We start from the raw sequence: 13,987 nt of genomic DNA on the forward strand, positions 1-13,987 counted from the left end.
TCCGGGAGAGGCAGTGACGCCATGACGGCTGACGTTCAAACACAAAAGGCCCAGGTCCTGGGTGTCAAGGGCCTGGTCAAGCGTTATGGCGGCCGCACCGTTGTGGATGACGTCTCCTTCCACATCCAGGCCGGCGAAACCTATGGACTCCTCGGCCCCAACGGTGCCGGCAAGACCACCATCATTTCCATGGTGGCCGGGCTCATCCCTGCAGAGTCCGGAGCCATCGAACTAGCCGGGTCGGCCATGACCCCCGCGAACACCCGCGCCAAGGGAAACATCGGCCTGGTGCCCCAGGAACTTGCGATCTATCCGGACCTGACGGCTACGGAAAACCTGCTGTTCTTTGGACGGCTTCAGGGCCTGCGCGGGCAGGGGCTGAAGGATCGGATCGCGGAGGTCCTGAACCTCATCGGGCTTGCCGACCGGGCCGGCGAGCAGACCAAGAAGTTCTCCGGCGGAATGAAGCGCCGGCTGAATATCGGGATCGGCCTGCTGCACCGGCCCACCCTGTTGATCCTGGATGAGCCCACCGTGGGGGTGGACCCGCAGTCACGGAATTCCATCCTGGAATCGGTGGAGGGGCTTGCCACGGAGGGGATGGCCGTCCTCTACACCACGCACTACATGGAAGAGGCGGAGCGCCTCTGCGACAGGATCGCGATCATTGACGAAGGCAGGATCCAGGCCGAAGGCACCAGGGGCCAGCTGGTGGAACTGACGGGCGGCGCCGACCGCATCGACCTGCATGGCAGCGGCAACACCAGTGCCGCTGCAGCCGCCCTTCGCCTGCTGCCGGGGGTGCAGCAGGTCGACGGCGGAGCATCCGGTCTGATCCTGACCGTCCACAATGGCCCCGGCCTCCTGGCCCCCATCGTGGCGGCAGCGGGCCGGGCGGGAATGACGCTGACCTCTGTGGAGATCGTCCGCCCCGACCTGGAATCCGTGTTCCTCCACCTCACGGGCAGAGCCCTCCGGGACTGACGTGCGCGGATTGTGGACAATGGTCGGCAACGACCTCCGGCAGCGGGTCCGGGACAAATCCGTTTTCATATTCTCCCTCCTGGTACCCCTGGCCCTGATGGCTGTACTGAACCTGTCCTTCGGCGGCTTCGACACCGAAAGCGTGGAACTGAAGCCGGCCGTCGTCGTCGCAAGCTCCGAGGACAGCGGCCAGCTTGGAGGCGCGCTGCTGGACGCCGTCGGCTCACTGCCCGTCATGGACGTCACCGTCCGCAGGGTCGCCGCCGCCGATGTCAGCCGCGAGACCAAGGACACGGGAGCGGACCTCGGCGTCATCCTCCCGGCCAATTTCACTGCCGCAGTGACGTCCGGGCAGGCCGTCACCGTCCAGGTCATTGAAGGGGACTCGGCCGGGCTCGAAACCAACGTCCTGATCTCTGTCGTGGACGGACTCCTGGAACAGTTCACGGCGGGAACCGTGACCGCTGAAGCAGGGGGCATCGCCGGGCTCCCCCACGAAGCCCTCGGCGGACTCGCGCAGCAGGCCGCCGCCGGCATTCCGGCCCTGACGCTGTCCGAAGGCAAGGCATCCGCCGAACAGCTCTCCCTCAAGGGAACGCTGGTGGCGGGGCAGACCGGGCTGTTCCTGCTGTTCACCGTTGGCTTCGGTGTCCTGGGACTGCTTGCCGAGCGGGAGGAAGGCACGCTGGCCAGGCTGCAGTCCACCCCTGTTGCCCCGGGGACCATCATCACCGCCAAGGCCCTGGTGGGCTTCATTCTCGGTGTCGTGGCCACCACCATCCTGCTGACTGCGGGCAGCGCGCTCTTCGGCGTCTCCTTCGGCTCGCCGGCGGCGGTGGCACTCCTCGTCCTGGCGGTGGGGGCAGCCGCGACGAGCCTCACCTTCATTGTTGCCCGCCTGGTGCGGACCGCGGAGCAGGCGAACATCGTCCAGTCCATCCTCGCCATGCTGCTGGGGATAGCCGGCGGGGCCTTCTTCCCCATCGAGGCCTCCGGCTTCCTTGCCACCCTGATGGACCTGAACCCCATTGCCGCCTTCATCCGCGGGCTGGGCATCACGGCCGGCGGCGGCGGGGTGGCGGAAGTTGCCGTCCCCGTCACCATCATGCTGGGGTTCGCCGCCGCGGCAACCCTGGCCTCCCGGCTGGTACCGGACCGGGGGGTGCGGGCATGAGGAGCATCCTTGGGATTGCTGCCGTGGAGGTGCGACTCTTCCTGCGGGACAGGTCCAATATTTTCTTTGTCTTCATCTTTCCCCTCCTCCTGATCCTGCTGCTCGGCTCGCAGTTTGGCGCCAACAGCGGCCAGTCGCGGGTGGCGCTGTCCGGCGGGGCGGACACGGAACTGGCGAAGGCCCTGTCGGAGCAACTGGCGGAGGACGGCGTCCAGGTGTCCGCTGCAGGAGCCGCGACGGTGCGGGACCAGCTGAGCCGCGGCAGGACCGACGTCGGGATCTTCATCAGCGACGGCGATGCCGCCGACTTCGCGGCCGGCCGCCCGGCGGACCTCGAAGTGGTGACCGCCTCGCAGTCGGCCGCCCAGGCCGTCCTCCAGGAGGTCCGGGCTTCCATCCAGGCCGTCAGCACGGAGCGGCGGCAGCAATCCCTCCTGGAGTCCGCGGGGGTTGGAACCGCAGAAGCTGCAGCGGCGCTCGCCCAGGCGCGGGAAACGGTGGAACAGCCGCGGGTTGAACTGGTTGACACCGGCGACGTCTCGCGGGAGTTCCAGGGCCTGGGCCGGTTCGACCTTGGAGCCGCACAGCAGCTCCTGCTGTTTGTCTTCCTGAGTTCCCTCACGGGTGCCGCCACCCTCATCAAATCCAGGCGCCTGGGAGTCGTTGCGCGCGTCATGGCAGCGCCCGTCGCAAGCTGGCAGGCGCTCGCCGGCCAGGCCCTGGGACGCTTCGGAATCGCTGCGGTCCAGGGCGGCTACATTATGGCCGGCACGGCGTTGCTGTTCGGCGTCGACTGGGGCAACCCGCTGCCCGCCGGACTGGTCCTGGTTGTCTTCTGCGCGGTATCGGCAGCAGCGGCGATGGTGATCGGTTCCGTGATGGATAACGACGCCGCCGCGGCAGGCGTAGGGGTAGGGGCAGGTTTGGTGCTGGCAGGCCTTGGCGGTTCCATGGTGCCGCCGGAGTTCTTTTCGGAGACTCTGCAGGCAGTGTCCTGGCTAACGCCGCACCGCTGGGCGTATGACGCTTTCGCGGACATCCAGCGGCATAACGGCTCCCTGGCGGACATCCTTCCGCAGCTGGGCGTTCTTGCGGCCATGGCGCTGGGGCTGCTGGCCCTCGGGTCCTACCTTCTGCAGCGGAGCCTGGGCCGGGCCCTGTAGCCACAGTCCATGCGGCGGCCCTCAGAAGCTGGACGAGCTGCCGGACCCGGAGAAGCTCCCGCCGCTGCTCCCGTACCCGGTGGTGCTGCCGTCCCCGCCGCGGGCCGAGCTGACGCTGCTGACTCCCGTGTTGAACCCAGAGTTGAAGGTGGCAACGGAGAAGAACTGGTAGGACGGGTAGACAGTGCCCAGGATGCTCGGCTCATAGCTCCGCCGTTTGTGGTCGAGGCCCTCCTGTGCCGCCGCCATCTCCTTGCGCATCAGCTCGGCTTCGCGTCCGTTTTTCGCATAGCCGTCGATGACGGTCGCTGCGTGGTTCTCCAGCAGGCCGGCGAGCCTGGTCCGGGCCTCATAGAGGCGGTCCAGCGCTTTTTCCGGGCTGATCCTTTCCTCTGCCAGGTCCGCGGTCCACCGTTCAATGTCCCGCAGGCTCTGGTCGCGGAAGGACCGGAGCGCGGCTGCCGTTGCCGAGTCCCCCTGCGCGTGCCGCCTGGTGAGGAGTTGTTCCAGCCCCGCGAGGTCGCTGCGGAAGGGCGCCAGCTGCCGGTCCCAGGCCGTCTGCCACGTGCTGCCGCGGTTCAGGAGGGCATTGCTGTCCGCAATGACGTCGTCCAGGGCGTCCAGTTCGGAGGCAGCGTCCGCGTATTCACGGGCGAGCTTGAGATTCCTGCGTATGCCCAGCGACCCGTTGGACAAGGCATGCACCCTGTTGGCAAGCCCGCTGGCCAGGTTGTAGCGGTTGAGGAAGGTGCGGTGCTTCTCCAGCACCTGGCTTCCGTACCGGGACGACGCCGGGATGGTGGCCGCGTTCAGTTCCGTCACCTCAAGGTCCATGCTGACGTTGGCGTAGCTTTGGTCCCCGCGTTCTATTTCCTTCCGGCTGGCGGACCTGGTGACTGCCCGCACAATGAGCCAGGCACCCGCCCCCAGCGCCGCCGTTCCCGCCGTCACCCACGCGGTAACCAGGAGGGCCGTGGACTGGTACCACGGCTGGTTGATGAGTTCTGCCGCGCGCCGGACCCCGGCGATGGTGCCGTCCGTCCACTGGGCGTCACGCAGGAGATCCCTGGCCGCGTCCTGGATGTCGCTGCGCTGCTCGAGGGACACTTTGCGGTCTTCACCCATGTAGGTGCCAACATGGCGGCCCACCGGATCCAGGGCGAAGATAAACAGTCCGTCGGCCCACTTCTGCCCGTCAGAGCTGATCCACTCCGGGTGTTCGGTCCGGGCGAACCTCAGGACTTCCTCGTTCAGGTTGTCCTCTGCCCTGCCGTTGTAGGTGTAAACCACCACGCGGGTGGGCTCATGGAACTCAATACCCTCCAAGGCCGGAAGCAGCGTGCTCCGGTCCAGGACCCCTGCCCTGTCCTCAACCTGGACGGACACCGGCGGAACAGCCGCAGCAGCGGCAGTGAAGCCCAGCAGCAGTGCGACCAGGGCGAAAGCCATGCCTATGATCCTTCGCACCGGACCTCCTGCCTTCCGGCTCCCGTAAAGAGCGGTTTCCACGGGAGGCGGCCTAAATGGCGTTCCACCCGTTGTCCGAGGCGAGCACTACGCCGTTGATGTTTGAACCGTCCCGGCTGAGCAGGAATGTGATCCCGGCAGCCAGTTCCCCGGCCTCAGCGATAGGCGGGACGTTCACCTGCATGAAGGGTCCCAGGACTTCGGCGGCAAGCTGGGACTTGAATTCGGCGTGGATGTCCGTCCTGGTGCCGCCGGGCGCCACCGCGTTTACCCGGATTCCACGGCGCCCGTACATGACGGCGGAACTCCGGGTGAGCCCGATGACGGCATGCTTGCTCACGGTGTACGCGGCACCTGCCGCGGATCCCCGTAAACCGGCTTCGGACGAGACGTTGACGATGGACCCGGAGCCCGCATCAAGCATCAACGGCACCACTGCCCGCATCAGGCGCATCATGGAGGTCAGGTTGACGTCCAGGACCCGGTGCCATGTTTCGTCGTCGAGCTCATGCACCGGCTGGAAGCTGTCCATGATGCCTGCCACGTTGGCGAGTGCGTCCACCCGTCCGCCGGCGGCCGCCACCACACGCTGGACCACGTCCTCCAAGCTGATGTCTCCCGGTACCGGCACAAGGGCAAGGTCGCCATGACCGGCTGTGAGCTTGTCCAGGCCTTCGCTGCTGAGGTCACTGGCGATGACCCGGCCGCCTTCCCGTGCAACCCGCAGCGCAGTCGCCAGTCCGATGCCGGAGGCAGCCCCGGTCACGATGACGGTCTGGCCCTCGAACCTGCCAGGGGTGATGTTTTCCTGCCACACGGACATGAGATGCTCCTCGGATCGTCAGCGTTGTTGCTTCCCCCGGCTTGTGGTGCTTGCTTAGATAGGCGGGTAGGCAGTGCCCCACCACATCAGGATGGAACTTCCCTGGAGGCCCTTCCAGTGCCGAAGGTCCCCCGGACCAGGAATGAGGGAGCGATGCAGGAGAACGGGTCCATCGTTGCCGGTTACGACGGCTCGCCTGAAGCTGTCGCAGCGGTCCACTGGGCAGCGCACCAGGCGGACCTGCGCGGCTGTCCCCTGCACGTGGTGCACTGCTCCATCTGGCCCCTGCTGACCAGGAACCTTGGCCCGGTCCCCGGTGTTGCTGACAGCGGGCTGGAGCGCTCGTCAGAGGCAATCCTTGAGGAAGGTGTAGCCGAAGCGGGGGCGGCCGTACCCGGACTGGACGTTAAGGGAACGCTGCTGCACGGGCTGCCGGCATCGTACTTGGCCCAAATCTCTGAAGGCCAGGCAATGGTTGCCGTCGGCAGCCGGGGCCTGGGCGGTTTCCTTGGCCTGCTGGTGGGATCGGTGAGCCTGGAACTCGCCGCCACAGCCGGCTGCCCCGTTGCCGTCATCAGGTCCGATATCCACCCTGCGGGGCCGGTGGTGGTGGCAGTCGACGGCTCAGGGTCCCCCGCGGCCCTTGAGGATGCCTGTGCCATGGCGTCGGTGTCACGGGCGGGGCTCATGGTGGTCCACGTCCGGCACATGCCGGCGGGGTACCGGCAGCCGGATCCGTCCGAGGCTGTTGCAGCGGAGGCGGCGGCCGACAAAGTCCTTCAAAGCGCCCTGGCCCGCGCCCGGGCGCTGGCACCCGGCGTCCCGGTGGACGGCGCGGTCCTGGCTGACACGTCAATACCGCATGCCATCCTGATGGCCTCTGCGCAGGCGAGGATGCTGGTGGTGGGAACGCAGGGGCGCGGTTTCCTGCGGGAGACGATCGGCTCAACGGCACACGCGGTGCTGCACCACGCACGGGGCCCGGTCCTCATTTCCCGCCGCGGACGGGCGGAGTGAGCGCGCATGGCGGGACGTGAGCGCGGCATGGGCCCGGCTGCGGTAGTCCTGGTGTGGAACGCCAGCCACTGGAACCGCTGGAACTACCGTGCCGCCGTCGAACAGGTCCTCACGTCAGGACGCATCCTTGACCGCTGGGATGTCGGCCCGGGCAGAATAATCCGGCCAGGTACCGAGGTGTGGCTGCTTTTCCACGGAAGCAGCGGCGCGGGCAGCGGCCTGATCGGGCACGGCATTGTGGTCTGCGGAACCGCGGAGTCAGGAGGTGGCACCGAAGGCGCCGCCCCTGGCGGGGCGGTGGCCGTGGCCTTCGACGTCCTGCTGCCCCTGGGTGAGCAGATTCCTTCGGACACCTTGGCCGCGGAAGTCCCGGACATCCCCTGGGGGGACGCCGCAGATTCCACGCTCCTGTCCGTCCCACCGCCGGCGGAGTCCGGACTTCGGCGGCTTTGGCGGGAGCAGGGGCCGGCGGCAGTGGACCCTTTCGACGTCGTTCCGGGCGCCTATCCGCCTGAGGCAGCCGCCTCTGTTGGCGCGAACCGATACGAGCGCGACGCCGATGCCCGCCGCGTCTGCCTGGCGTTCCATGGAACGGCCTGCGCAGCGTGCGGCTTCTCCTTTGAAGCGTCCTACGGCGAGATCGGAAACGGCTTCATCCACGTGCACCATACGGTGCCGGCAGCCCAGCTCGAGGCCGGCTACGAACTGGATCCCATAACGGACCTTGTTCCGCTGTGCGCCAACTGCCACGCCATGGCGCACCGGGGCGTCAGCACACCGCGCACCGTCCAGGAACTTCGGACCATCCTCTCCGCAGCCGGGCATCTGCGGGGCGAAGTGGTGACCGAGCAGGCCCTGGAGGCCCAGGAGAACGCCCGGCGCCTCCTCGAAGGGCGCCAGGACTGACAACACACGCACTCCGCGCTTGTCGGTAAAATGGGAGGATGACCGCGGTGGCCGCCCAGTCCGGCAGCGCATTTTCCTTCGCCAGAAGCGCGCGGGGAGTCTTGCGCCGCGTGCCTGTGTGGACATGGCGGCTTCTGATGCGGGCCGTGAGTGAACGCGAGCGGGCATGGTTCAACACCGATCCCATCACCGAAGTCGCGTACGCCCACGACATCGACTACGCCGGCGACGGCCTGCCCAGCCACCGACTCGATGTCCTGACCCCCCTTGAGGGGACTCCCCCGGCCCTTCAGCGGCCGCCCGCCAATGGGGAACTGCTTCCCGTCTACGTCTATTTCCATGGTGGAGGATGGACGTCCGGGGACAAGGCAGCGGTGACCAAATACTGCGCCAGCCAGGTGCTGGGCGGGATGGTGGTGGTCAACGTCAACTACCGCCAGGCACCCCGCTTCCATATGGGGCACGTGCTTGAGGACGCGAATGCGGCGCTGGCATGGGTGGCCGCGCATATCCGGGACTACGGCGGGGACCCGGAGCGCCTCATCTTGGGCGGCGACTCCGCCGGCGGGCACATCTCAGCCCTGCTCACGGCAGTAAGCCTTCGGCCCGAGCTGGCTGCCCATTACGCCCTGGAGCCGGCTTTTTCCGGCACGCAGCTCAAGGGGCTGGTGCAGCACTGCAGCGCGGTGGACTTCTCCGTGTTTTTCGAGCGCAGTTTTGTCCTCAGCCTCAACTTTGTCCGGATGCTCCTGCCCGCGGCGGGTCCTCCCGCCGGCCGGTCCCGACGATTCCCCGGATCCCGCCGGACCGTTGAACACCTCCAGGACGCAGCCGCCGTTGTGTCGCCGATCGAGTGGCTAGGCCCGGGCCACCCGCCCGTGTTTGTCACAACTTCGGAGCGTGACTTCTTCTACCGCGCAAACCTCAATTTCATCGAACGGCTTCAGCACCACGCCGTGCCGGTGGAAACGCTCATCTACGCCTGGTCCAGCGCAAATACAGAGCACACCTGGCAGCAGGATTACCGTTATCCGGAATCCCAGGAGGTCTACCGGCGCCTCCATGCATTTGTCCGGCGGGTTGCCTGGTCGCCGCAGCCGGGCACTGACCAAGCGGAGCAGCCGGGGCTATCGTGGGAACATGGCGGATCCGGGCAAGGGACAGGACGGGGTTGACCCCGGGGAGCTCGGCTCAGCCCGGGTGGATGCTGCAGCCCTCAGGGATGCGGAACTGGGTGACGTTGATTGGTCGATACCCCCCAAAGGCTCCGTGAGCCGCACCATCAAAGTCCCCAGCGGCAGCCTGGCGGCATTGACCATGGGGAATCCGGACAATCCGGCCATTGTGATGGTTCCGGGCGCGACGGGTTCCAAAGAAGATTTCCTGCTCATGATGCCCGACCTCGCCGACGCCGGCTACTTCGTGTTGAGCTACGACCTGGCCGGGCAGTATGAGTCAGCGGCCGCCGGCCCGGAAAATCTCATGCCGCCCAGGAAGCACTACGACTACCAGCTGTTCGTTGATGACCTTTTGGCCGTCCTGGAAACCGCAGCAACCAGCCCGGCCCACGTTGTGGCGTATTCCTTCGCTGCCATCATTGCCCAGTTGGCGTACGCGCAGCGGCCGGAGCTGTTCAGGTCCCTCACGCTGCAGAGTTGCCCGCCGGAACCCGGCCAGAGCTTCCGGGGCGTCAGCCGCATCGGCCGTTTCAGCAGCTGGGTAAATGGCAGGATCGGCGCCGCGCTGCTGATCTGGGGCATCCGCAGCGGCAGGTTCGTCCATGTACCCAAGGGGCGGCGAAGCTTCGTCAACTACCGGTTCCGCTTCACCCGCAGGCAGTCGGTCCGGGATATCTACACACTGATGCAGGATGCGCCGGACCTCCGCGCGACGCTGGCGGAGGCGTCCCTGCCCAAGTTCGTCGCCGTCGGCGAACATGACCTCTGGCCGCTCCGGCTGCACCGCCTGTTTGCCCAGGCAATCAGAGCCCGGATCGGCGTCTACCGCGGAGGGCACAGCCCGTGCGAAACGTCCCCGCACCAGTTCAGCCGCGACCTTATCGCCCTCTATGCCAAGGCGGACGAGCCGGCGTAGCAGGACTACGGTGCCCGCGGCGCCACCGGAACCTGTCGAGGCGGCGGCGCAGTGGCGGCTCATGCCGGAATTCAACGCGGAAGGTCACCACCGACATGACGATGCGGCGCCGGAATGATGCCCAGCTGGCAAAAGGGCGTGCCGACACGCCAACTTTCAGGGTGGGGTCGTACAGGACGCCCATGTCCGGCCGCAGCCGGTAGGAGATGTCCAGGTCGTCGTGGACCAGGGCATTGTCCCGGACAACCGAGGAGCTGATTCCTTCCCAAAGCTCCCGGCGCAGGGCGAAATTTGACCCGTATACCGGCGGATGTCCCAGGAGGAAGCCGACAACCGTGAAGTATGCGCCGAGGAATACGTGCCGGCCGGCCCAGCGGACCAGTGCATTCCCGCCGTAGAAATCGCCGGGTCCCGTGACGGCGGTGAGCGGTGCGGCCGCCCGGAGGATCCGCTCCGCGTGTTCCAGCCAGTCCCGCGGCGGACGGGAGTCGGTGTCCAGCCGGGCAATGATTGATCCTGTGGCCGCATCAAAACCGGCGGCAGCCGTAGCCGGAATGCCCGGAAGGTCCACGGTTATCCGCTTCACCCCCGCTGCCGCGCAGATCGCAGCAGTGTCGTCGCTGCTCGCATTGTCCACCACGATGATCTCGTCAGCCGGCCTGGTCTGCCTGGTGAGCAGGGCAAGGCAGGTCCTCAGCTGTGCACCATCGTTGCGGGTAGGAATAACTACCGAGACCGTGTGTACCTCCATAGCGGGAGCGTACCCGCGGATCGTCTGAAACTTGCCCCTTGACGGATGCAAAACGTTTTGCATATAGTGATGCAGGCAACATACAAAACGTTTTGCAAAGGAACAGTCGATGGCGACGAAGGTGAACATCCGGGACGTGGCGAAGGCAGCCGGCGTCTCTGTGACCACGGTGTCCCATGCCCTGAGCGAAACGCACAGCTCCCGGGTCAACGCCCGCACAGTGGAGCACATCAAGGCCGTAGCCGGCGACCTCGGCTACGCCCCCAACCGGCTGGCCAGCGGGCTGCGGAACCAGCGCTCCCAGATCCTCGGCCTGGTCAGCGACGAGATCACCACCACCCCTTTCGCGGGCGCCATGATCCAGGGCGCGCAGGATGCCGCCTCGGAGCACGGGCACCTGCTGATGGTGGTGAACTCCGGACTCGACAATGAACTTGAAAAGCACGAGATCCGGGCCCTGAAACAGCACCAGGTGGACGGGATCATCTACGCCCGCATGTACAACCAGCTGGTGTCCGTCCCCGAAGAGCTCCAGGGCATGCCCACCATCGTCCTGGATGCCACCACGGACAATCCGGAGCTTTCCTCGGTGGTGCCGGACGAGTTCGGTGCCGGTGAATCGGCCGCCGGACTCCTGGTGGAGGCAGGCCACCGCAGGATCGGCATGATCAACAACGAGGACGATATTCCCGCCGCCCACGGACGGCTGGCCGGCTTCCGGGCCGGGCTGGAACGCCATGGACTCGGGCTGGGGCCCGGCCAACTGGTGTCCGCCCATCCCAGTACAGCAGGAGGCCGGGAGGCTGCGTTCCGCCTGCTGTCCCGAGCGGACCGGCCCACAGCGCTGTTCTGCTTCAACGACCAGATGGCGATGGGCGCCTACCAGGCCGCCGGCCACCTGGGCCTGACAATCCCTGCCGACCTGTCGGTGGTCGGCGTCGACAACCTTGAACTCATCGCCGACGGCCTGTGGCCGGGGCTGTCCACCGTGGCGCTCCCCCACTACGAGATGGGCCGGTGGGCTGTCCTCCAGCTGCTTGCCGAACTTGAGAATCCCGAAACTCCCCGCGCCCACGAGTCCAGCAGCTGCCCGCTCGTGGTGCGGGATTCTGTCGCCCCTCCCCGGGGCTGACCCTCCCCGGGCCGCCAAAGCGGCGGCCGCACCAAAACAATCCCCAACAAAACGGGAACGCAGCCGTTGCAGCGGCCGCGTTCCCTGCAGGACCCTCATCAATCCCCGCTGTCCAAGCAGAAAGACTGACCCATGAACACGAAGTTCACCAAGATCCTGGCGACCAGCATAGCTGCCGCAGCCCTCACCGCCACCCTCGCCGGCTGCGGAAAGGGCAGCGCCTCCTCCTCATCCGAGGGCTCCGGCGAGATTGCCCTGTGGACCCACAACGCCGGCAATCCGGACGAACTGGCCGCTGTCCAGAAGATCGTCGACTCCTACAACAGCAGCCAGGACAAGGTAAAGATCAAGGTCCAGGCATTCCCGCAGGACTCCTACAACGATTCCGTGGTTTCCGCGGCAGCAGCGGGCAACCTGCCCTGCATCGTGGACATCGACGGCCCCAACGTGCCCAACTGGGCCTGGGCCGGCTACCTGGCACCCCTGGAACTGGACGCGGACCTTTCGAGCCAGCTTCCCAGCACCGTGGCCGAGTGGGACGGAAAGCCCTACGCCGTGGGCTACTACGACGTCGCCCTGGCCATGATGGCCCGGGCCTCGGATCTGGAGGCTGCCGGCGTCCGCGTGGCCACCATGGAGCAACCCTGGACCAAGGAGGAGTTCCAGGAAGCCCTGACCAAGCTCAAGGCGCTGGGCAAGTGGGAACACCCGCTGGACCTGGGCACCGCCGGCACCGGTGAATGGCTCCCCTACGCCTACTCCCCCTTCCTGCAGTCCTTCGGTGGCGACCTCGTCAACAGGGACGGCTTCCAGAGCGCCGAGGGCGAGCTCAACGGCGACAAGGCCGTGCAGTGGGCCGAGTGGTTCCGTGGGCTGGCCGACCAGGGCTTCATGGCCAAGAAGAGCGGCAAGGATTCCACCCAGGACTTCCTGAACAACAAGAGTGCCATCGTGTACACGGGTTCGTGGGCCGCTGACAAAGCCAAGGCCGCACTCGGCGACGACCTGGTGGTCATGCCGCCGGTGGACCTGGGCGAGGGCCCCAAGATCGGCGGCGCCTCCTGGCAGTGGGGCGTGACCAGCGGCTGCAGCAACGCCGAGGCCGCCATGGACTACCTCTCCTACTCGCTGAAGCCGGAGAACATCGCCGCGGTGGCGAAGGCCACCGGCGCCATCCCGGCCAGTGAAGAGGCGGCCGCTCAGATCCCCAGCTTCGCCGAGGGCGGCGCAAACCGGATCTTCATGGACTTCTCCCGCGAGTACGCCGTGATGCGTCCGGAGACGCCCGCCTACCCCTTCATTGCCACCGAATACGGCAAGGCCGTCCAGGACATCCTGAACGGGGCCGACGCCAAGTCCACGCTGGACAACGCCGTGAAGGCGATCGACGCCAACATCAAGTCCAACGGCGGCTACAAGAACTAGCCGGAGCATGTCCGGCGGGCTGTGGCGCCATATCTGCGCCCCAGCCCGCCGGCAGCCGGACCTACGGAGACCCCCATGGCAACTGACCTTCCCACCCGCCCGCGTCCTGCCGCCCCTGAAGCCGCACTGCCGCCGTCGAACACTGACGGAAAGGCCCGCAAGGCCCACCGCCGGCCAGGCTTCCGCCGCGAGCAGCTCAGCGGCTGGGGCATGATCGCCCCGGCGGCGCTGCTGCTCCTGGCCTTCATCTTCATCCCGGCCATCCTCGGATTCGGGCTGGCCTTCACGAACGCCCGGCTCATCTCGCCGCGTCCGGTCGAATTCGTGGGCCTGGACAACTTCGCCAGGCTCTTTTCGGACCCCACGTTCTACCGGGCCCTGCTCAACGTCGCGTACTTCACCGTGGTCATCGTTCCGGTGCAGTCCGGCCTGGCCCTGGTGATGGCGCTGCTGATCAACAAGAAGTTCCGCGGCGTGAACTTCTTCCGCACCGTGTACTTCCTGCCCGTGGTCACCTCCATGGTGGTGGTCTCGCTGCTGTGGCTGTTCATGTACCGCAAGGACGGCCTGATCAACGAGATCCTCTCCGCCGTCAGCCTCGGCCTGATCAACGGGCCGGACTGGCTCGGGGATCCGAACACCGCGATGCCCGCCATCATCATCCTGTCCATCTGGCAGGCCGCCGGCTTCCACATGATCATCTGGCTGGCCGGGCTGCAGGGCATTTCCGGGGAGCTTTACGAGGCATCACAGCTGGACGGCACCAGCCGGTGGCAGCAGTTCCGCTACGTCACCTGGCCGGGCCTGTTCCACACCCGCAGCCTGGTCCTGGTCACCATCACCATCCAGGCCCTCGGCCTCTTCGACCAGATCAGCGTGATGACCCAGGGCGGGCCCATGGATTCAACCACCACCATCATTTATGAGGCCGTCCAGTCCGGTTACCGGCAGCAGGAGACCTCCTACGCCTCCGCCATCTCGCTGGTGTTCTTCGTCCTCGTGCTGATCGTCTCCGCGGTGCAGCGCCACCTCACCCGGGAGAAAGACTGAC

13 protein-coding genes are annotated in these 13,987 nt (G+C 66.7%); 10 read left to right on the forward strand and 3 right to left on the reverse strand.

The features are described 5' to 3' along the window. Window positions 1-21 precede the first annotated feature (21 nt). The 3 genes from ACJJV6_RS18530 to ACJJV6_RS18540 are packed head-to-tail and all read left to right on the forward strand — an operon-like array spanning window position 22 to window position 3,321. Complete coding sequence (locus ACJJV6_RS18530) at window positions 22-984, forward strand: ABC transporter ATP-binding protein (RefSeq protein ID WP_009356314.1); 963 nt, start codon at window positions 22-24, stop codon at window positions 982-984. Window positions 985-1,003: 19 nt separating this feature from the next. Beyond that, the gene (locus ACJJV6_RS18535) at window positions 1,004-2,158 is read left to right on the forward strand and encodes an ABC transporter permease (protein ID WP_009356315.1); all 1,155 of its coding nucleotides are present in this window, start codon (window positions 1,004-1,006) and stop codon (window positions 2,156-2,158) included. Further along, window positions 2,155-3,321: an ABC transporter permease gene (locus tag ACJJV6_RS18540; protein ID WP_407709514.1), complete on the forward strand. Its 1,167-nt coding sequence runs from the start codon at window positions 2,155-2,157 to the stop codon at window positions 3,319-3,321. The genes ACJJV6_RS18535 and ACJJV6_RS18540 overlap by 4 nt, the downstream gene beginning before the upstream one ends. A gap of 21 nt (window positions 3,322-3,342) precedes the next feature. Here ACJJV6_RS18540 and ACJJV6_RS18545 read toward each other — a convergent pair whose 3' ends face one another. After that, window positions 3,343-4,770, reverse strand: a complete 1,428-nt coding sequence (locus ACJJV6_RS18545; protein ID WP_407709515.1) for a DUF5129 domain-containing protein — start codon at window positions 4,768-4,770, stop codon at window positions 3,343-3,345. A 70-nt stretch (window positions 4,771-4,840) separates the two neighbouring features. Continuing rightward, complete coding sequence (locus tag ACJJV6_RS18550) at window positions 4,841-5,611, reverse strand: SDR family NAD(P)-dependent oxidoreductase (protein ID WP_354176041.1); 771 nt, start codon at window positions 5,609-5,611, stop codon at window positions 4,841-4,843. A gap of 153 nt (window positions 5,612-5,764) precedes the next feature. On the opposite strand from ACJJV6_RS18550, the gene ACJJV6_RS18555 reads away from it, so the two are divergent. The 4 genes from ACJJV6_RS18555 (at window position 5,765) to ACJJV6_RS18570 (ending at window position 9,628) form a co-directional block, all read left to right on the forward strand. Further along, a complete protein-coding gene (locus tag ACJJV6_RS18555) occupies window positions 5,765-6,628 on the forward strand; it encodes a universal stress protein (protein ID WP_407709516.1) in 864 nt (287 codons plus the stop codon). Between the two features lie 6 nt (window positions 6,629-6,634). Then, window positions 6,635-7,534 carry an HNH endonuclease gene (locus tag ACJJV6_RS18560; RefSeq protein ID WP_407709517.1) on the forward strand — a complete coding sequence of 300 codons (900 nt, stop codon included), beginning with the start codon at window positions 6,635-6,637 and terminating at the stop codon, window positions 7,532-7,534. 137 nt (window positions 7,535-7,671) lie between these two features. Further along, window positions 7,672-8,709, forward strand: a complete 1,038-nt coding sequence (locus tag ACJJV6_RS18565; RefSeq protein WP_407709518.1) for an alpha/beta hydrolase — start codon at window positions 7,672-7,674, stop codon at window positions 8,707-8,709. Beyond that, window positions 8,675-9,628 carry an alpha/beta fold hydrolase gene (locus tag ACJJV6_RS18570; RefSeq protein WP_407709519.1) on the forward strand — a complete coding sequence of 318 codons (954 nt, stop codon included), beginning with the start codon at window positions 8,675-8,677 and terminating at the stop codon, window positions 9,626-9,628. Before ACJJV6_RS18565 ends, ACJJV6_RS18570 begins: the two co-directional genes overlap by 35 nt. Here ACJJV6_RS18570 and ACJJV6_RS18575 read toward each other — a convergent pair. Next, window positions 9,591-10,379, reverse strand: a complete 789-nt coding sequence (locus ACJJV6_RS18575; RefSeq protein WP_407709520.1) for a glycosyltransferase family A protein — start codon at window positions 10,377-10,379, stop codon at window positions 9,591-9,593. The two genes, ACJJV6_RS18570 and ACJJV6_RS18575, sit on opposite strands and share 38 nt — an antisense overlap. A 109-nt stretch (window positions 10,380-10,488) precedes the next feature. Between ACJJV6_RS18575 and ACJJV6_RS18580 the strand changes: the two genes are divergently transcribed. From ACJJV6_RS18580 to ACJJV6_RS18590, 3 genes are all read left to right on the forward strand, one after another. Beyond that, entirely contained in the window at window positions 10,489-11,511 is a 1,023-nt protein-coding gene (locus tag ACJJV6_RS18580; protein WP_407709521.1) for a LacI family DNA-binding transcriptional regulator, read from the forward strand. A gap of 132 nt (window positions 11,512-11,643) precedes the next feature. Continuing rightward, entirely contained in the window at window positions 11,644-12,936 is a 1,293-nt protein-coding gene (locus ACJJV6_RS18585) for an ABC transporter substrate-binding protein (RefSeq protein WP_407709522.1), read from the forward strand. 75 nt (window positions 12,937-13,011) lie between these two features. Further along, window positions 13,012-13,986 (forward strand): carbohydrate ABC transporter permease, encoded by a 975-nt coding sequence (locus ACJJV6_RS18590; RefSeq protein WP_407709523.1) that lies wholly within the window; start codon window positions 13,012-13,014, stop codon window positions 13,984-13,986. Window position 13,987 lies beyond the last annotated feature (1 nt).

The sequence above is a fragment of the Arthrobacter nitrophenolicus genome, assembly GCF_045833485.1.
Lineage (GTDB): Bacteria > Actinomycetota > Actinomycetes > Actinomycetales > Micrococcaceae > Arthrobacter > Arthrobacter nitrophenolicus.